The organism is Pseudomonas sp. BAV 4579 (genome assembly GCF_009765395.1).
Taxonomy (GTDB): Bacteria; Pseudomonadota; Gammaproteobacteria; order Pseudomonadales; family Pseudomonadaceae; genus Chryseomonas; species Chryseomonas aestiva.
On record NZ_WHOV01000003.1, the window covers coordinates 95288 to 111688 of the forward strand.

At 66.3% G+C, this 16401-nt stretch carries 19 protein-coding genes; 8 read left to right on the forward strand and 11 right to left on the reverse strand.

Going from position 1 to position 16401, the window contains the following annotated elements; all coding sequences use genetic code 11:
• Positions 1-37: 37 nt before the first annotated feature.
• The 4 genes from GSQ95_RS01555 to rarD all read left to right on the forward strand — a co-directional run bounded on the left by GSQ95_RS01555 (position 38) and on the right by rarD (position 5068).
• The gene (locus tag GSQ95_RS01555; RefSeq protein ID WP_158973734.1) at positions 38-775 is read left to right on the forward strand and encodes a ComF family protein; all 738 of its coding nucleotides are present in this window, start codon (positions 38-40) and stop codon (positions 773-775) included.
• 66 nt (positions 776-841) lie between these two features.
• Entirely contained in the window at positions 842-2731 is a 1890-nt protein-coding gene (locus GSQ95_RS01560) for a PhoX family phosphatase (RefSeq protein ID WP_158892920.1), read from the forward strand.
• Between the two features lie 110 nt (positions 2732-2841).
• Entirely contained in the window at positions 2842-3816 is a 975-nt protein-coding gene (locus GSQ95_RS01565; RefSeq protein WP_158892922.1) for a serine/threonine protein kinase, read from the forward strand.
• Between the two features lie 331 nt (positions 3817-4147).
• Positions 4148-5068 (forward strand): EamA family transporter RarD, encoded by a 921-nt coding sequence (gene rarD / locus GSQ95_RS01570; protein ID WP_158892924.1) that lies wholly within the window; start codon positions 4148-4150, stop codon positions 5066-5068.
• A gap of 75 nt (positions 5069-5143) precedes the next feature.
• Here rarD and secB read toward each other — a convergent pair whose 3' ends face one another.
• Genes secB through GSQ95_RS01585 form a run of 3 tightly spaced genes read right to left on the reverse strand, consistent with a single transcriptional unit; the run spans position 5144 to position 6351 of the window.
• Positions 5144-5608 (reverse strand): protein-export chaperone SecB, encoded by a 465-nt coding sequence (gene secB / locus GSQ95_RS01575; protein ID WP_007159775.1) that lies wholly within the window; start codon positions 5606-5608, stop codon positions 5144-5146.
• Between the two features lie 27 nt (positions 5609-5635).
• A complete protein-coding gene (grxC, locus tag GSQ95_RS01580; protein ID WP_133861979.1) occupies positions 5636-5890 on the reverse strand; it encodes a glutaredoxin 3 in 255 nt (84 codons plus the stop codon).
• A 41-nt stretch (positions 5891-5931) separates the two neighbouring features.
• The gene (locus GSQ95_RS01585; protein WP_133861980.1) at positions 5932-6351 is read right to left on the reverse strand and encodes a rhodanese-like domain-containing protein; all 420 of its coding nucleotides are present in this window, start codon (positions 6349-6351) and stop codon (positions 5932-5934) included.
• A 182-nt stretch (positions 6352-6533) separates the two neighbouring features.
• On the opposite strand from GSQ95_RS01585, the gene GSQ95_RS01590 reads away from it, so the two are divergent.
• From GSQ95_RS01590 to GSQ95_RS01605, 4 genes are all read left to right on the forward strand, one after another.
• A complete protein-coding gene (locus GSQ95_RS01590; protein WP_158892926.1) occupies positions 6534-7145 on the forward strand; it encodes an NAD(P)-dependent oxidoreductase in 612 nt (203 codons plus the stop codon).
• A 133-nt stretch (positions 7146-7278) separates the two neighbouring features.
• On the forward strand, positions 7279-8562 hold the full coding sequence (locus GSQ95_RS01595) for a murein hydrolase activator EnvC (protein ID WP_158892928.1): 1284 nt from the start codon (positions 7279-7281) through the stop codon (positions 8560-8562).
• A gap of 29 nt (positions 8563-8591) precedes the next feature.
• A complete protein-coding gene (locus GSQ95_RS01600; RefSeq protein ID WP_158892930.1) occupies positions 8592-9935 on the forward strand; it encodes a S41 family peptidase in 1344 nt (447 codons plus the stop codon).
• Positions 9932-10693, forward strand: a complete 762-nt coding sequence (locus tag GSQ95_RS01605) for a divergent polysaccharide deacetylase family protein (RefSeq protein ID WP_158892932.1) — start codon at positions 9932-9934, stop codon at positions 10691-10693. The genes GSQ95_RS01600 and GSQ95_RS01605 overlap by 4 nt, the downstream gene beginning before the upstream one ends.
• A 16-nt stretch (positions 10694-10709) precedes the next feature.
• Here GSQ95_RS01605 and GSQ95_RS01610 read toward each other — a convergent pair whose 3' ends face one another.
• From GSQ95_RS01610 to hisB, 8 genes are all read right to left on the reverse strand, one after another.
• Positions 10710-11471: an ABC transporter substrate-binding protein gene (locus tag GSQ95_RS01610; RefSeq protein ID WP_158892934.1), complete on the reverse strand. Its 762-nt coding sequence runs from the start codon at positions 11469-11471 to the stop codon at positions 10710-10712.
• A gap of 225 nt (positions 11472-11696) precedes the next feature.
• The gene (locus tag GSQ95_RS01615) at positions 11697-12458 is read right to left on the reverse strand and encodes an ABC transporter substrate-binding protein (protein WP_158892936.1); all 762 of its coding nucleotides are present in this window, start codon (positions 12456-12458) and stop codon (positions 11697-11699) included.
• Between the two features lie 49 nt (positions 12459-12507).
• Complete coding sequence (locus GSQ95_RS01620) at positions 12508-13266, reverse strand: ABC transporter substrate-binding protein (RefSeq protein WP_158892938.1); 759 nt, start codon at positions 13264-13266, stop codon at positions 12508-12510.
• A 29-nt stretch (positions 13267-13295) separates the two neighbouring features.
• Entirely contained in the window at positions 13296-14078 is a 783-nt protein-coding gene (gene hisF, locus GSQ95_RS01625) for an imidazole glycerol phosphate synthase subunit HisF (protein ID WP_158892940.1), read from the reverse strand.
• A 10-nt stretch (positions 14079-14088) separates the two neighbouring features.
• Complete coding sequence (hisA, locus tag GSQ95_RS01630) at positions 14089-14826, reverse strand: 1-(5-phosphoribosyl)-5-[(5-phosphoribosylamino)methylideneamino]imidazole-4-carboxamide isomerase (protein ID WP_007159787.1); 738 nt, start codon at positions 14824-14826, stop codon at positions 14089-14091.
• A 31-nt stretch (positions 14827-14857) separates the two neighbouring features.
• Positions 14858-15115 carry a DUF2164 domain-containing protein gene (locus GSQ95_RS01635; RefSeq protein ID WP_158892942.1) on the reverse strand — a complete coding sequence of 86 codons (258 nt, stop codon included), beginning with the start codon at positions 15113-15115 and terminating at the stop codon, positions 14858-14860.
• Complete coding sequence (gene hisH / locus GSQ95_RS01640) at positions 15115-15753, reverse strand: imidazole glycerol phosphate synthase subunit HisH (RefSeq protein WP_158892944.1); 639 nt, start codon at positions 15751-15753, stop codon at positions 15115-15117. Before hisH ends, GSQ95_RS01635 begins: the two co-directional genes overlap by 1 nt.
• The gene (hisB, locus tag GSQ95_RS01645; protein ID WP_058768514.1) at positions 15753-16346 is read right to left on the reverse strand and encodes an imidazoleglycerol-phosphate dehydratase HisB; all 594 of its coding nucleotides are present in this window, start codon (positions 16344-16346) and stop codon (positions 15753-15755) included. Before hisB ends, hisH begins: the two co-directional genes overlap by 1 nt.
• Positions 16347-16401 lie beyond the last annotated feature (55 nt).

The window sequence follows — 16401 nt, forward strand, 5'->3', positions numbered from 1 at the left end:
TGGCACAGTAGGGCTCTCACTCGGCACGGATGCCGTCATGACCCTACCGTTCTCCTCTGTATTAAAGCGCCACTGGCAACGTCTGCGGCCTGGGACCCACTGCGCCCTCTGCGCCGCCTGGCTTCCGCCCGGACTGCCGCTGTGCGAAGGCTGCGACAGCGAACTGCCCTGGCTCGGGCCACACTGCCAAGGCTGCGCCCTGCCCCTACCGGTAGACGGGCTACTCTGTGGCAGCTGCCTGGCCAGGCCACCGGCCTTCGACCAGGTACTGGCGCCCTGGCGCTATGCCTTTCCGGTCGATACCCTGATCAACAGATTCAAGCACCGCGACCAGGGCAGTCTCGGTCGCCTGGCCGGGGCGCTGCTGGCGCGGCATCTGCAGCATCTGTTCGACGAAGGCCAGCCACGCCCGGACCTGCTGCTGCCGGTTCCCCTCTCAGCCTTGCGCCTGCGCCAACGCGGCTTCAACCAGGCTGCCCTGCTGGCCAGCTGGCTCGGCAAGACACTGCAACTGCCGGTGGATGGCAGGTTATTGCAGCGGGTACAGGAGCAACAGAGCCAGCAGGGCCTGAGTGCCAACCTGCGGCGGCGCAATCTCAAACAGGCCTTCGCCCTGGTGAAGGACGCCCCGCTGGAGGGTCGCCACCTGGCCCTGGTGGACGATGTCCTCACCACCGGCGCTACCGCCGACAGCCTGGCGCGCCTGCTCAAGCGCGCCGGCGCCGGGCGGGTCGACGTCTATTGCCTGGCGCGGACGCCACCACCCGGCGACTAGCCGTTGTCACCAAAACGTCATTTAGTCTGACTAGCCTCGCCTGCACACCGTGAGGGAGCCATGAGCATGCACAACGACCAGACCGATCTTGAACGCCTCGTCCACTTCAGCCGCCGCCGCTTCATCGGCGCCGGCGCCCTGGCCAGCGCGGCCCTGTTCCTGGGCGGCGGCCTGCTCGGGCGCAGCGCCCTGGCCGACGCTGTCAGCGAGGCCACGGGCAATCCCCTGATCGGCTTCGCCAACATCCCGGCCTCCACCGCCGACACCCTGGTGGTGCCGCCCGGCTATCGCGCCAGCGTGCTCATCAGCTGGGGCCAGCCGCTGCACACCGATGGCCCGGCCTTCCGCCCCGATGGCAGCCCCAGCGCCGCCGACCAGGCGGTGCAATTCGGCGACAACAACGACGGCATGGCCTTCTATCCCTTCCCGGACGATCCGGATCGGGCACTGATGGCGATCAACAACGAATACACCAACTACCGCTACCTGCTCAGCCACGGCACGCCGCCCAAGTCCCTGGAAGACACCCGCAAGGCTCAGGCCGCCGAGGGCGTCTCGGTGATCGAGGTGAAGCGCGTGGACGGCCAATGGCACTTCGTCCAGGGCTCGCCCTACAATCGCCGGGTGCACGGCAACACGCCCATCGCCGTCAGCGGTCCGGCTGCCGGCCACGACCTGCTCAAGACCGCCGCCGACCTGGCCGGACGCGAGGTGCTGGGTACCTTCCAGAATTGCTCCAGCGGCGCCACGCCCTGGCATACCTATCTGACCTGCGAAGAGAACTTCACCGACGTCTTCGGCAGTCGCGATGCCAACCTGAAGTTCGATGCGGCCCAGAAGCGCTATAGCGTCAAGCACGCCAGCGTGGAGAACGACTGGCACCTGCACGACGACCGTTTCGACCTGGCGCAGAATCCCAACGAACTCAATCGCCACGGCTGGATCACCGAGATCGATCCCTTCGATCCCCAGGCCAAGCCGGTCAAGCGCACCGCCCTGGGTCGTTTCAAACACGAGAACGCCGCCCTTACCCGCACCCGCGATGGCCGCGTGGTGGTCTACATGGGTGACGACGAGCGCGGCGAATTCATCTACAAGTTCGTCAGCCGCGAGCCCCTGCAGGACGATCCCAAGGCCAATCGCGAGCTGCTCGATCACGGCACCCTCTATGTCGCCCGCTTCGACGAAGGCGACCGTGATCCGAACCGCCCCAAGGGCCGCGGCCAGTGGCTGCCGCTGGTACATGGCGAGAACGGCCTCACCGCCGCCAACGGCTTCGCCAGCCAGGCCGAGGTGCTCATCCACGCCCGCCAGGCCGGCACCCAGGTCGGCGCCACGCGCATGGACCGCCCGGAGTGGATCGCCGTCAGCCCCAAGGACGGCCAGGTCTATTGCACCCTGACCAACAACACCAAGCGCGGCGAAGACGGCATGCCAGTGGGCGGCCCCAATCCCCGCGCCAACAACCTCTACGGCCAGATCGTGCGCTGGCGCGAAAACGACGACGATGCCGCGGCCCTGAGCTTCGACTGGGATCTGTTCGTCATCGCCGGCAATCCCAAGGCGCACCCGGGCACGCCGGAAGCGGGCTCCCGGCAGATCAACGCCGAGAACATGTTCAATAGTCCCGATGGCCTGGGCTTCGACGCTGCCGGCCGGCTGTGGGTGCTCACCGACGGCAAGTACAGCAACAAGGGCGACTACGAGGGCATGGGCAACAACCAGATGCTCTGCGCCGATCCGCGCAGCGGCGAGATGCGCCGCTTCCTGGTCGGCCCGATCGGCTGCGAGGTCACCGGCCTGGCCTTCTCGCCGGACTACCGGACGATGTTCGTCGGCATCCAGCACCCCGGCGAGGAAGGCGGCTCCCAATTCCCGGAGCAGCGAGCGGATGGCCAGCCACGCTCCTCGGTGATGGTCATCAGCCGCGAAGACGGCGGTGTGATCGGCGCCTGACCGGCGAGCGGATAGCGCTCGAGCCTTCGCCATGGGGCTCGGGCATGCGCTAGCATCTCCCGGATGCAGGGTGGCAATCGCCATCGTCCCCCGTGACCGAGGAGCGTGCCATGTCTCATCCGTTCGAAAATCTGAGTCCCGACCTCGTCATCGACGCCATCGAAAGCCTGGGCTATCTCAGCGATGCCCGGGTGCTGGCGCTCAACAGCTACGAGAATCGCGTCTATCAGATCGGCATCGAAGCCGAGACCCCGCTGATCGCCAAGTTCTACCGTCCGGATCGCTGGACCGATGCGGCCATTCTGGAAGAGCACGCCTTTTCCGCCGAACTGGAAGAGCGCGAGGTACCCGTGGTCGCACCCTTGCAGCGCGACGGCCAGACCCTGTTCACCCATGCCGGCTTTCGCTTCGCACTCTTTCCCCGCCGTGGCGGCCGGGCGCCGGAGCCAGGCGATCTCAACCAGCTGCATCGCCTCGGCCAGTTGCTCGGTCGCCTGCATGCGGTGGGTGCCAGCCGGCCCTTCCAGCACCGTGAATCGCTGGATGTCCAGGGCTACGGCCATGCCTCCCTGGATACACTGCTGACCGGCAACTTCATCCCCAAGAGCCTGCTGCCCGCCTATGAATCCGTGGCGCGCGATTTGCTCCTGCGCCTCGACGAACTCTTCGAGAGTGTCAGCTACGACGTCATCCGCCTGCACGGCGACTGCCATCCGGGCAACCTGCTCTGTCGCGATGATGCCTACCATATGGTCGACCTCGACGACTGCCGCCACGGCCCGGCCATGCAGGATCTCTGGATGCTGCTGGCCGGCGATCGCCAGGAGCGGCTGACGCAGTTGTCCGAGCTGATGGACGGCTACGAGGAATTCCACGATTTCCAGCCGCGCGAACTGGCCCTGATCGAAGGACTGCGCACCCTGCGGCTGATGCACTACAGCGCCTGGCTGGCACGCCGCTGGGACGATCCGGCCTTTCCCAAGAGCTTTCCCTGGTTCGGCAGCGAACGCTACTGGGGCGACCAGATCCTCACCCTGCGCGAACAGCGCGCGGCTCTGGACGAGGCGCCGTTGCGACTGTTCTAGCCTGGGCGCTCGAATATCCCTCTCCCCCCGGGTGAGGGTATGCCCCGTGAAGAGTTCTCCAGTGGAAAAGGCTGCGCCGTTTTCCACGCTACAACACTGATCGCGGCCATGGGCCGCTCCTACAGCAACCTGACCCATAGGAGCGGCCCATGGCCGCGATTAGACAATGCCTGCGGCCCACGCAGCAGTCGCAGAGGCGCACTGCCATGCTCGCGAGTGCGGGATGCCAGCCTGCCAGGGCTGACGACAGGAAGCATCACCCATTCCGACATCCCGCAGCCCCTTGAGCTATCCTGCCCGGACAAGAAAGTTGCCTGCCTAAGGATCCCTCATGTCTGCCTTGCGCCAGGGTTACGCCCTGGGCCTCATCGCCTACGGGCTGTGGGGCTTGTTTCCGCTGTTCTTCAAACTGCTGGCCGCCCTGCCGGCGACCGAGATCCTGTTCCAGCGCATCCTCTGGTCCGCCCTGTTCAGCGCGTTCCTGCTGCTGGTCTGGCGCCATCGCGGCTGGTGGGCAGAGTTGCGCGCCCACCCGCGACGGCTGCTCTGGCTGGCGGTGTCCGGCGCGCTGGTGGCCTGCAACTGGCTGGTCTACATCTGGGCGGTCAACAACGCCCACGTGGTCGAGGCGAGCCTGGGCTACTACATCAATCCGCTGGTCAACATCCTGCTCGCCCTGGTGATCCTCGGTGAGCGCCTGCGCCCGCTGCAGTGGATCGCCGTGGGCCTGGCGGTGCTGGGCGTGGCCCAGCAGCTGTGGACCCTGGGGCAACTGCCCTGGGTCTCCCTGGCGCTGGCGCTGAGCTTCGCCTTCTATGGCCTGGTGCGGCGGCAGACGCCGGTGGCCGCGCTGCCGGGCATGGTGGTGGAGAGCTGGATGTTGGTGCCGATCGCCCTGGTCGCGCTGCCGCTGCTGACGCCGGGGATGAGCCTGCAGGCCGAGACCTGGCAGTCCTCGCTGGGCCTGCTGATCGTGCTGGCCGGTCCGGTCACCCTGATCCCCCTGCTGTGCTTCAACGCCGCGGCGCGCAAGCTGCCCTATTCGACCCTGGGCTTCCTGCAGTACCTGGCACCGACTCTGGTGCTGATCCAGGCGGTCTGGCTCTATGACGAACCCTTCCCGCGCGAGCGACTGTTCGCCTTCATCTGCATCTGGACGGGCCTGGCCGTGTTCAGCTTCGATCTCTGGCGCGCCAGCCGCAAGCTCAGAGCGGGCAAAAAGGCACGCGAGCCAGAGGCAGACAGGGCCTAGGCACTCCCCGAGAAAGCCAGGACCAGACAGCAGAACGCCCCTCGCAAGGGGCGTTCGTCACCGCAGCGGCGCCGATCAGGCTTCGCCAGCGGTCTGCATGCGGGCCAGTTCCTGGGCGTAGAGGGCGTCGAAATTCACCGGCTGCAGCATCAGCGCGGGGAAGGAGCCACGCACCACCATGTTGTCCAGCGCCTCACGGGCGTAGGGGAACAGGATGTTGGGGCAGAAGGCGCCCAGGGCATGGGCCATGGAGGCGGCGTCCAGGCCCTTGATCAGGAAGATGCCACCCTGCTGCACTTCGGCGATGAAGGCGGTCTCTTCGTTGTTCTTGACGGTCACGGTCAGGGTCAGCACCACTTCGTGGAAGTCGTCGCCCAGGGTCTTCTGGCGGGTGGCCAGGTCCAGGTTGACGTTGGGCTGCCAGTCCTGACGGAAGATCTCGGGGCTCTTGGGCGCCTCGAAGGACAGGTCGCGGATGTAGATGCGCTGCAGGGAGAATTGAGCGCCGTCTTCCTGGGCGCCATTGGCTTGGTCGGTCATGGTAGGGCCTTGAGTTGTGAGTGTTGGTCAGGCGGACAACAGCGGATCGAGACGCCCGCTTCGGTCTAGGGCATAGAGCTCGTCGCAACCGCCGACGTGGGTGCTGCCGACCCAGATCTGCGGCACGCTGGTGCGACCGGCCTTGCGGGCCATCTCGCTGCGCAGCGCCGGCTGGCCGTCGACGGAGACTTCCCGGTAGGCCACGTTCTTGCGATCGAGCAGGTGCTTGGCTCGATGGCAATAGGGACACCAGGCACTGGTATAGATGACGACGTCAGACATGCGCGGTCTCCAGTGGCCGATGGGGCGGCCACGCTAGGGGTTCACTTCACCAGGGGCAGGTTTTCTGCACGCCAGGTGGCGATGCCGCCGTTCAGCCGGGCGGCGGTGAAGCCGGCCTTCTGCAGATCGCCGCACACGGCGCCGGCTTGCTGGCCGGCGCTGTCCACCACGATCAGGGTCTTGGCCTTGTGCTTCTCCAGTAGAGACAGGCTGCTGGCGACTTTCTCCTGAGCGATGTTCAGCGCGCCGACGATATGCCCGGCGGCGAAGTCCTTGCTCGGACGGATGTCGAGGACCACGCCCTGCTCGCGGTTGAGCAGGTTGGTGAGTTCACCGGTGGACAGGCTGCGCCCGCCACGACGGGTCTCGTTGAACAGCATCAGGGCGACGATGGCGAGGAAGGCGGCGACGAGAAGCGGATGATGGGTGGCGAATTCAACCGCCCGACCGATAAATTCCATAATGAAAGAGCTATCCAAGGAGGGCTAAAAATGCTGGCCAGTATACACAGCCCCCCGATGCCGCCATACCCTCGCCGGCCCCGGGTTATCCGCAGGTAACCAGCTCATCTCGAACTGCCTCCTTGGCGGCTTCCGCGGCTCTGCCTAGGCTTGGCTTCCCTTCACTTCCGAGGAATCCAGCCATGACCTCCATCGCCCTGCTTGGCGCCACCGGCAACGTCGGCAGCCGCCTGCTCGACGAAGCCCTCTCCCGCAGCCACCGGGTCACCGCCCTGGTACGGGATCCCGCGCGCCTGGCGGCGCGGCCCGACCTGACGGTGGTCGCCGGTGATGTCACCAATCTGCAGACCGCCCCGGCCCTGGCCGGTCACGAGGTGCTGATCAGCAGCCTGAGATTCGCCGACCTCGCGCCGAGCGCCCTGCTCGACTTCGCCCGCGCCACCGGCATTCCGCGGCTGCTGATCGTTGGCGGCGCCGCCAGCCTGAATCTGCCGGACGGCTCGCGGCTGTTCGATGCGCCGGCCTTTCCCGCGGAATACCGCAGCGAAGCCGGAGCCGGCATCGCCACCCTGGACACCTTGCGCACGGTGAGCGACCTCGACTGGGTCTTCGTCAGTCCGCAGATGGTCTTCGCGCCCGGCACCCGTACCGGGCGGTTCCGCCTGGAGGACGATGCCCTGCTGTTCGACGCGGCCGGCGACAGCCATATCTCCTACGAGGACTTCGCCGTGGCCCTGCTGGACGAGGTCGAACGGCCCGCTCATCACAAGACCCGCTTCACCGTCGGCTATTGAAGTGGAAATGCCCCCTCGTTCGCAGCCTGGCCGCCTGGTCGGGCTGTGAACGCTGAACGGCGTACCTTGCCGTTTTTTTTGCCGGATGTGACGGGCATACTAGGCGCTTCGCCCTAGAAACGTACGACCTCGCATGCGCCGTGTTCTCGCCCTTCTCCTGCTTGCCAGCGTTCTCGCTCCCGCCCTGGCCGACGACCGCGCCGATACCCAGCGGCAGATCGAGCAGACCCGCCGGGAAATCCAGGAGATGCAGAAGGTCCTCAAGCAGGTACAGGCCGAAAAGTCCGGCGTGCAGAAGCAGCTGCAGGGCACCGAGACCCAGATGGGCGAGCTGGAAAAGCAGGTCGACTCGCTGCAGAAGCAGCTGGAGAACGGCGAAAAAAAGCTGCAAGAGCTGGACGGGCGCAAGAAGAAGCTCAACCAGTCTCGCGCTGAGCAACAACAGCTGATCGCCGTGCAGGTGCGCGCCGCCTACCAGAGCGGCCGCCAGGAATACCTCAAGCTGCTGCTCAACCAGGAGCATCCGGAAAAGGTCAGCCGCACCCTCACCTACTACAACTACCTGAATCGCACCCGGCTGGATCAGCTCGCCACCTTCAACGACACCCTGCGCGAGTTGCGCGAGGTGGAACAGGGCATCCAGCAGGAACAGGGCGACCTGGTCGCCCGCCGCGAAGACCTGGAAAAGCGGCAGGCGGAGCTCGCCGAGGTGCGCAAGGAGCGCCAGGCGGCGCTGGCCAAGATCAATGCGGACTACCGCGATAAGAGTCGCGAGATCGAGAGCCGCGAGCAGGATCAGGCCGCGCTGAACAAGGTGCTCAAGACCATTGAGGAAACCCTCGCGCGCCAGGCCCGCGAGGCCGAGGAAGCCCGGCAGCGGCAGCTCGCCGAAGCCCGCGCCGCCCAGGCGCGGGAAGCGGCACGGCGCCAGGCGCAAAGCGAGCCGAAAGCCCCACGCCCCTCGAACGCCCCGGAGCTGGCGGTGTCTAGTGCAGCACCTGCCTATGGCGGCGCCTTCGCCAATGCCCGCGGCAAGCTGCCCTGGCCGGTCGATGGCCGTCTGGTGGCCCGCTTCGGCAGTGCCCGCGGCGACGACCCCCGGGCGAAATGGGACGGTGTCCTGATCGCGGCCGGGGCTGGTACCCGGGTCAAGGCGGTGCACGACGGCCGGGTGGTCTTCGCCGACTGGCTAAGAGGCGCCGGCCAGCTGGTTATCATCGATCATGGGAATGGCTATCTCAGCCTGTACGGACATAATCAGAGCCTGCTCAAGTCTGCGGGTGACGTGGTCAAGGCCGGGGATGCCATCGCGACCGTCGGCGCCAGCGGCGGTCAGGAAGCCTCCGCCTTGTACTTCGCCATCCGCCAACAGGGCCGCCCGACGGACCCGGTCATCTGGTGCCGTGCTCAGGGATAGTGCGACACACCTCGGTTTAGGAGCTGCACATGCCGCATCGCTTTCGTCCCACCGTCCTGGTCCTCGCCCTGCTGTTCAGCGGCGTCGGAGTCGTCCAGGCGCAATCGCCGCAGAGCACGCCGGCTGCGGTGACGCCGGTCGCACCGGGCGCCGCGCCCGCGGCCCCGGCCAGCGCTCCGCTGCCGCTGGACGAGCTGCGCACCTTTGCCGAGGTGTTCGACCGCATCAAGGCGGCCTATGTGGAGCCGGTGTCGGACAAGGTCCTGCTGGAAAACGCCATCAAGGGCATGCTCAGCAACCTGGATCCGCATTCCGCCTACCTGGAACCCAAGGACTTCGCCGAACTGCAGGAAACTACCAGCGGTGAATTCGGCGGTCTGGGCCTGGAAGTCGGCCAGGAGAACGGCTTCATCAAGGTGGTCTCGCCCATCGACGACACCCCGGCGGCCAAGGCGCGCCTGCAACCGGGCGATCTGATCGTCAAGATCGACGGCCAGCCGACCAAGGGCCAGGCCATCAACGAAGCGGTCGACAAGATGCGCGGTAAGCCGGGCAGCCCCATCGTGCTGACCATCGTCCGCGGTGGCGGCCAGCCGTTCGACGTCAAGCTGGCGCGGGCGGTGATCAAGGTCAACAGCGTCAAGAGCCAGTTGCTCGAATCCGGCTACGGCCTGCTGCGCATCTCGCAGTTCCAGGTGAATACCGGCGAAGAGACGGTCAAGGCGCTCGCCAAGCTGCGTCAGGAAAACAAGGGCAAGCTCAAGGGCCTGATCCTCGACCTGAGAAACAACCCGGGCGGGGTACTGCAGTCGGCGGTCGAGGTGGCCGATGCCTTCATGACCCACGGCCTGATCGTCTACACCAAGGGCCGCCTGCCCAATTCCGAGTTGCGCTTCTCGGCCGATGCCGCCGATCCCAGCGAGAAGGTGCCCCTGGTGGTGCTGATCAACGGCGGCAGCGCCTCGGCCGCCGAGATCGTCGCCGGCGCCCTGCAGGATTCCAAGCGCGGCATCCTCATGGGCACCGATAGCTTCGGCAAGGGTTCGGTGCAGACGGTGCTGCCGCTCAACAACGACCGGGCGCTCAAGCTCACCACGGCGCTCTACTACACGCCGAGCGGCCGTTCCATCCAGGCCCAGGGCATCACTCCGGACATCGCCGTGGCGCGGGCCAAGGTCACCCCGCAGAGCGGTGGCGACGAATACTTCCGCGAAGCCGATCTGGCCGGTCACCTGGGCAATGGCAATGGCGGCGCCGATCGGCCTACCGGCAGCAAGGCGCCGAACCAGAGTCCGCGGCCGCAGGATGACGACTTCCAGCTCTCCCAGGCGCTGTCGCTGCTCAAGGGACTCAACGTCACCCATACCCCGTGAGGGCTGGACGCTGGCTACTGGCCGGGGCGCTCGCCCTGGTCGGCACGCTTGCCCAGGCCGCCACCGCGCAGCTGACCATCGTCATCGACGACCTCGGGCAGAATCCGGCCCGGGATCGTCAGGTCCTGGCCCTGCCCGCGCCGGTGGTCCTGGCGATCATCCCCGAGACCCGCTACGCCGCCGAACTGGCCGCCGCGGCGCACCGCGCCGGGCGCACCGTGCTGCTGCACCTGCCCATGGACCCAGCCGGCGGTCCCTATGCCTGGCATCCGGAGATGTCTTCGGCCGAGCGCCTGCAACGCCTGGACCGGGCGTTGGAGCGGGTACCCGAGGCGGATGGGGTGAACAATCACGAAGGCAGTCGCATGACCGCGGACCGACCGGCCATGGCCGAGCTGATGCAGGTCCTGCAGGAGCGCCACCTGCTGTTTCTTGACAGCCGCACCAGCGCTGCCACCGTGGCCGCGGCGGAAGCCCAGAGGATCGGCCTGGCCAGCGTCTCGCGCGATGTCTTTCTCGACAACGACGCCACTCCGGCGGCGGTGGCGGCCCAGCTGGCCGAAGGCGTGCGCCTGGCCCAGCGCCAGGGCAGCGCGGTGCTGATCGGCCATCCACACCCGGCGACCTTGGCGGTGCTGGCCCAGCAGCTGCCCCTGCTCAAGGCCCAGGGCGTGGAAGTCATAGACCTGCCGCAGATAATCGCCCTGCGCGCCAACCAGGCCATGCCCGGGCACGGCCGCGCCGGTCGCTATCGCTAGCGACCGCCTCCAGACGTCAGAGGTAGTTGTTGGTGATGCTGTCGATCACCCCTTCCTTGCGCATCTGCTCCAGGGCGGCCTTCAGGCGTGTCACCACTTCGTCAGGCGTGTCCTTGTTCAGCGCCAGATACTGATCCACCTCGTTGAAGCGAAGCAGCGTCTGCAAGCCGGTCACCCCCTGCTGCTTGGCGAGATAGCGGCCGACGGGATCGGCGGTAGCCCAGATATCGATCTGGCCTTTCACCAGTTTGTCGACGTTCTCCTGGTCACGCAGGGCGTCGATGACCGGAATGCCCTGGGCGGTCAGCGTCTTGCTGATCACATCGTTGCGATAGGCACCGATGCGATAGCGGGCGGCGTCCTTGAGCGTCTTGATGTCCAGCTTGCTGCCCGGCAGCGCCTGCAGGGTCCAGCTCGAACGGCCGAAGGGTCCCACCCATTTGAACTGATCCTTGCGCGCCTCGGTGTAGGCGACGGAGAAGAGTCCGTAGTTGGGCGTCTCCTGGGTCAGCCGATAGATGCGATCCCAGGGGAAGCGCAGCGAAAGGCTGTACTTGATGCCCGCACGCCTGAACATCTCGCGGACGACATCGGTGGCGATACCGTCGATGGCGTCATCGCGGGCGAAGTTCTTGTCATCGACCGACATGTTGAAGGGGGGATAATTCTCGGTCAGGAGCACGACCTGATAGTAATCCGGCAGCTCGGCACGGGCCTGGGTCAAGCCCAGCGTGCAACCCAGCAGTACACCTGCAAGACGCAACCACAGCTTTTGCATTGCAACTCCCTGGCGACGCAAGGCCGCATTTCCGAGGTTTCGTTGAGTATCCCTTTACAACATTCAGCGCTCACTGCGGCTGACCTCACCGCGGTCGTCAAAGCTTCGCGGCCCCGTCCAGCTGCCGCGGCCATGCGGAATCCCTGGTACCTCGCGTCCAGACAGGACGCTGGCGAATGCTTGCCTCCAGCGCAACTCGCCAGGCGCCCGCCACGCGGCGCCGCACTAGAGATAGTTGTTGGTGATGCTGTCGACCAGGCCTTCGCGGCGCATGGCATCCAGGGCCTGCTGCAGGCGGGTCACCACCTCGTCGGGGGTGTCCTTGTTCAAGGCCAGGTAGAGGTCGGATTCCTGGAAGCTGAGCAGGGTCTGCAGGTTGCTGACGCCCTGCTGCTTGGCCAGGTAGCGGGCGACCACGTCGGTGGTGGCCCAGACGTCGATCTCGCCCTTCTGCAACTTGGCGATGTTCTCCTGATCACGCAGGGCGTCGATGGGGACGATGCCCTTTTCCTGAATCATTAGGCTCACGGCGGAATTCTTGTAGGCACCGACGCGCAGCCGGGCTGCCGTGGCCAGGTCTGGCACCTTGAGGGTGCTGCCGGACAGCGCCATGAACACCTTGCGGGTCTTGCCCAGCGGGCCGACCCACTTGAACAGCGGCAGCCTGGACTCGGTGCGCGACACGGAGAACAGCGCGTAGTTGGGGCTTTCCAGGGTCAGGTTGTAGATGCGATCCCAGGGAAAGCGCAGCGAGAGGTTGTAGTCGATCCCGGCGCGCTTGAACATCTCGCGCACCAGATCGGCGCTGATGCCGTCGATGGCATCGTCACGCGCGAAGTTCTTGTCGTCCACCGCCATGTTGAAGGGCGGGAAGTTCTCGGTCAGCAGCACCATGCGATAGCCCGCTGGCAATTCCGCCCGGGCTATCCCCAGGCCGAGGGTGCAACTCAACAGCACGGCGGCGATGGCCAACCAGGACTTGCGCATAGCTCTCTCCTCAGGCGACCGCCCGCGCCGATCGCTCGGCCCGCCGGGATCACAGATAACGATTGAAGATGGTCTGAACCGCGCCGCTCTGGCGCATCTCGTCGAGGGCCTTCTGCAGCTTCTGTACCACCTCGTCGGGGGTCTGCTTGTTCAGCGCCAGGAACAGCTCGCCGCTGTTGAAGCGCAGCAGCATCTTGAGTCCGGTCACGTCTTCCTGGCGGGCCAGGTAACGACCGGCGGGATCTCCGGTGGCCCAGACATCGATCTGTCCCTTGACCAGGCGCTGCACGTTTTCCTGATCGCGCAGCGCAAGATCCGGCTGGAAGCCCTGCTGGACGAGACTCTCGGCTATGGCGTCGCCCTTGTAGGCGCCGATCTTGAGCTGCTGCTTGCGGACATCGTCCAGGCTGCGCAGCTGCAGGTGGCTGTCGGCGCGACCGAGCAGCACCCAGTCGTCCGGGCCGATGGGACCGACCCATTTGAACAGGCCCTCGCGCTCTGGCAGCCGGGCAGTGACGAAGACGCCGTGATCGGGCTGATCCAGGGCCATGCCGTAGATCCGCTCCCAGGGAAATCTCAGGGTGAGGTTGTAGGAGATGCCGGCCCGCTTGCACATCTCGCGGACCATGTCGACGGCGATGCCCTTGAGCTCGCCCTCGCGGGCGAAGTTCTTGCCATCGACGGAGAAGTTGTAGGGCGGGAAGTTTTCCGTCAGCAGCGTCAGCTGATAGCCCGCCGGAAGCTCCGCCCTGACCGCGGTGGATACCAGCAGCAAACCGGCCAAGCAGGCCCAGACTCCCTTGCGCACGCCCCTCTCCCTGCCGGCACCGCCGGTGCTTAAGATTTTGTGGAGCGTATCACAATCCCTTTTTCGGCCAGGTACCGTTTAGCCTCGGGAATGGTGCATTCGCCGAAATGGAAGATGCTCGCGGCCAGCACCGCAGAGGCCTTGCCTTCGAGGATGCCGTCGGCCAGGTGCTGCAGATTGCCGACGCCACCGGAGGCGATCACCGGGATGCCCACCGCCTCGCTGACGGCGCGGGTCACGCCCAGGTCGAAGCCGTTCTTCATGCCGTCCTGGTCCATGCTGGTGAGCAGGATCTCGCCGGCGCCCAGGCCTTCCATCTTCTGCGCCCAGGCCACGGCGTCGAGGCCGGTGGGCTTGCGTCCGCCATGGGTGAATATCTCCCAGCGCGGGGTTTCGCCGGGGCCGCTGACCCGCTTGGCGTCGATGGCCACCACGATGCACTGGGAACCGAAGCGTGCCGCAGATTCGCCGACGAACTCCGGGGTGAAGACCGCCGCGGTGTTGATCGAGACCTTGTCGGCACCGGCGTTGAGCAGGTTGCGGATGTCCTGCACGGTGCGCACGCCACCGCCCACGGTCAGCGGGATGAACACCTGGCTGGCCATGCGCTCCACGGTGTGCAGGGTGGTATCGCGGCCCTGGTGGCTGGCGGTGATGTCGAGGAAGGTGATCTCGTCGGCACCCTGCTCGTTGTAGCGGCGGGCGATCTCCACCGGATCACCGGCATCGCGGATGTTCTCGAACTTGACGCCCTTGACCACGCGGCCATTGTCCACGTCCAGGCAGGGGATGATGCGTTTGGCCAGCGCCATGACTGAGTCCTCAGACCTTGAAGTTGTCGCACAGCGCCTGGGCCTCGGCGACGTCGAGGGTGCCCTCGTAGATCGCGCGGCCGGTGATGGCGCCGATGATGCCCGGGCTGCGGGCGTCGAGCAGGTTCTGGATGTCGCCCAGGTTGTGGATGCCGCCGGAGGCGATCACCGGGATGCTGGTGGCTTCGGCCAGGGCGCGGGTGGCCGGCACGTTGCAGCCCTGCATCATGCCGTCGCGGGCGATGTCGGTGTAGACGATGGCGCTGACGCCGTCGGCTTCGAAGCGACGGGCCAGGTCGGTGACCTGCAGTTCACTGACCTCGGCCCAGCCGTCGGTGGCGACGAAGCCGTCCTTGGCATCCAGGCCGACGATGACCTTGCCGGGGAAGGCCCGGCAAGCTTCAGCGACGAATTCCGGCTGCTTGACCGCCTTGGTGCCGATGATCACGTAGCTGACGCCGGCACGCACATAGTGCTCGATGGTCTCCAGCGAGCGGATGCCGCCGCCGATCTGGATCGGCAGGCCGGGATAGCGCCTGGCGATGGCGGTGACCACCTCGCCATTGACCGGCTGGCCTTCGAAGGCGCCGTTGAGATCCACCAGGTGCAGCCGGCGGCAGCCGCCGTCGACCCACTGGGCGGCCATGGCCACGGGATCGTCGGAGAACACGGTGGAATCTTCCATGCGCCCCTGGCGCAGGCGGACACAGGCACCGTCCTTGAGGTCGATGGCGGGGATGATCAGCATGGCAATACCTTGGCTCGGGGGTGAGGGCGATCTAGGGCTTTTCCAGCGCCCAGATGTCGCTTTCCAGGCTGTCGACACGTTCCCTGAGCAGGGTCTGCACGTCGGCAACCGCCTTGTTGTAGTACAGCGGCCCGCACTCGCGGGCGAAGAAATCCAGCAGTTCCTCGACTTCGAACCGTCCCAGGCGGACCTCGAAGCGATCGTCCAGCAGGGTCTGCAAGGCCGCGACCAGGCGCTGGCTCTGCTCGGGCTCGAGCGTCACCAGCGGCGCGGGCGGCTTGCGCGCCATTACCAGCGGCCGTCCCAGGCGAGGAAGTTGGCATAGAGCTGCAGACCGCAGTCGGCGCTCTTCTCGGGGTGGAACTGGGTGGCGAAGCGCGAGCCGTCGGCCAGCGCCGCGGCGAAGTCCAGGCCGTAATGGCCGCGACCGACCACCTGGCGCGGATTGCCGGCCTCGACATAGAAGCTGTGCACGAAATAGAAGCGGGCGCGATCAGGGATGCTGTGCCAGAGCGGATGGTCGAGCACATGCCTGACCTCGTTCCAGCCCATGTGCGGCACCTTGAGGGTCTCGCCCTCTTCCTGCATGCCGCCCGGGAAGCGGCGCACGGCGCCGGGGAACAGGCCGATGCAGTCCACGCCGCCGTTCTCTTCGCTGCGCTGCATCAGCGCCTGCATGCCGACGCAGACGCCGAGGAAGGGCCGGTCCTGGCTGACTTCGCGTACCAGTTCATCGATGCCCTGGCGGCGGATCTCGGCCATGCAGTCGCGGATGGCGCCGACGCCGGGCAGCACGATGCGGTCCGCCTCGCGGATCACCGCGGGATCGCCGGTCACCAGCACCTGGTGGCTACCGGCATGCTCCAGGGCCTTGGCCACGGAGTGCAGGTTGCCCATGCCATAGTCGATGACGGCTACCGTCTGCATCACAGGCACCCCTTGGTGGAGGGCATGACACCGGCCATGCGCGGATCTTCGCTGAGGGCCATGCGCAGGGCGCGGCCAAAGGCCTTGAACACCGTCTCGATCTGGTGGTGGCTGTTGACGCCGCGCAGGTTGTCGACGTGCAGGGTCACCTGGGCGTGATTGGTGAAGCCCTGGAAGAATTCGAGGAACAGGTCGACGTCCATGCGCCCCACGGTGGCGCGGGTGAAGGGTACGTTCCAGTGCAGTCCGGGCCGGCCGGAAAAGTCGATGACCACCCGTGACAGGGCTTCGTCCAAAGGCACATAGGCATGGCCGTAGCGCTGGATGCCCTTCTTGTCGCCGACGGCCTTGGCGAAGGCCTGGCCGAGGGTGATGCCGATGTCTTCCACCGTGTGGTGGTCGTCGATGTGCAGGTCGCCGCGGCAGTGGATATCGAGGTCGATCAGCCCATGGCGGGCGATCTGGTCGAGCATGTGCTCGAGGAAGGGGACCCCGGTGTCGAAGCGCGCTGCGCCCGTGCCGTCCAGATCCAGGGATACCTTGACCTGGGTTTCCAGGGTGTTGCGCTCGACGGTTGCCTTGCGTTCGGCCATAGCCTGCTCCGCGAAAATCGGTGGGCGAAAGGGCCGATATTATAGGGGCGCGGGG

Coding starts and splice junctions, on each gene's coding strand:
- GSQ95_RS01555 (WP_158973734.1), top strand. CDS start 38: ATGACCCTACCGTTCTCCTCTGTATTAAAGCGCCACTGGCAACGTCTG.
- GSQ95_RS01560 (WP_158892920.1), top strand. CDS start 842: ATGCACAACGACCAGACCGATCTTGAACGCCTCGTCCACTTCAGCCGC.
- GSQ95_RS01565 (WP_158892922.1), top strand. CDS start 2,842: ATGTCTCATCCGTTCGAAAATCTGAGTCCCGACCTCGTCATCGACGCC.
- rarD (WP_158892924.1), top strand. CDS start 4,148: ATGTCTGCCTTGCGCCAGGGTTACGCCCTGGGCCTCATCGCCTACGGG.
- secB (WP_007159775.1), bottom strand. CDS start 5,608: ATGACCGACCAAGCCAATGGCGCCCAGGAAGACGGCGCTCAATTCTCC.
- grxC (WP_133861979.1), bottom strand. CDS start 5,890: ATGTCTGACGTCGTCATCTATACCAGTGCCTGGTGTCCCTATTGCCAT.
- GSQ95_RS01585 (WP_133861980.1), bottom strand. CDS start 6,351: ATGGAATTTATCGGTCGGGCGGTTGAATTCGCCACCCATCATCCGCTT.
- GSQ95_RS01590 (WP_158892926.1), top strand. CDS start 6,534: ATGACCTCCATCGCCCTGCTTGGCGCCACCGGCAACGTCGGCAGCCGC.
- GSQ95_RS01595 (WP_158892928.1), top strand. CDS start 7,279: ATGCGCCGTGTTCTCGCCCTTCTCCTGCTTGCCAGCGTTCTCGCTCCC.
- GSQ95_RS01600 (WP_158892930.1), top strand. CDS start 8,592: ATGCCGCATCGCTTTCGTCCCACCGTCCTGGTCCTCGCCCTGCTGTTC.
- GSQ95_RS01610 (WP_158892934.1), bottom strand. CDS start 11,471: ATGCAAAAGCTGTGGTTGCGTCTTGCAGGTGTACTGCTGGGTTGCACG.
- GSQ95_RS01615 (WP_158892936.1), bottom strand. CDS start 12,458: ATGCGCAAGTCCTGGTTGGCCATCGCCGCCGTGCTGTTGAGTTGCACC.
- hisF (WP_158892940.1), bottom strand. CDS start 14,078: ATGGCGCTGGCCAAACGCATCATCCCCTGCCTGGACGTGGACAATGGC.
- hisA (WP_007159787.1), bottom strand. CDS start 14,826: ATGCTGATCATCCCCGCCATCGACCTCAAGGACGGTGCCTGTGTCCGC.
- GSQ95_RS01635 (WP_158892942.1), bottom strand. CDS start 15,115: ATGGCGCGCAAGCCGCCCGCGCCGCTGGTGACGCTCGAGCCCGAGCAG.
- hisH (WP_158892944.1), bottom strand. CDS start 15,753: ATGCAGACGGTAGCCGTCATCGACTATGGCATGGGCAACCTGCACTCC.
- hisB (WP_058768514.1), bottom strand. CDS start 16,346: ATGGCCGAACGCAAGGCAACCGTCGAGCGCAACACCCTGGAAACCCAG.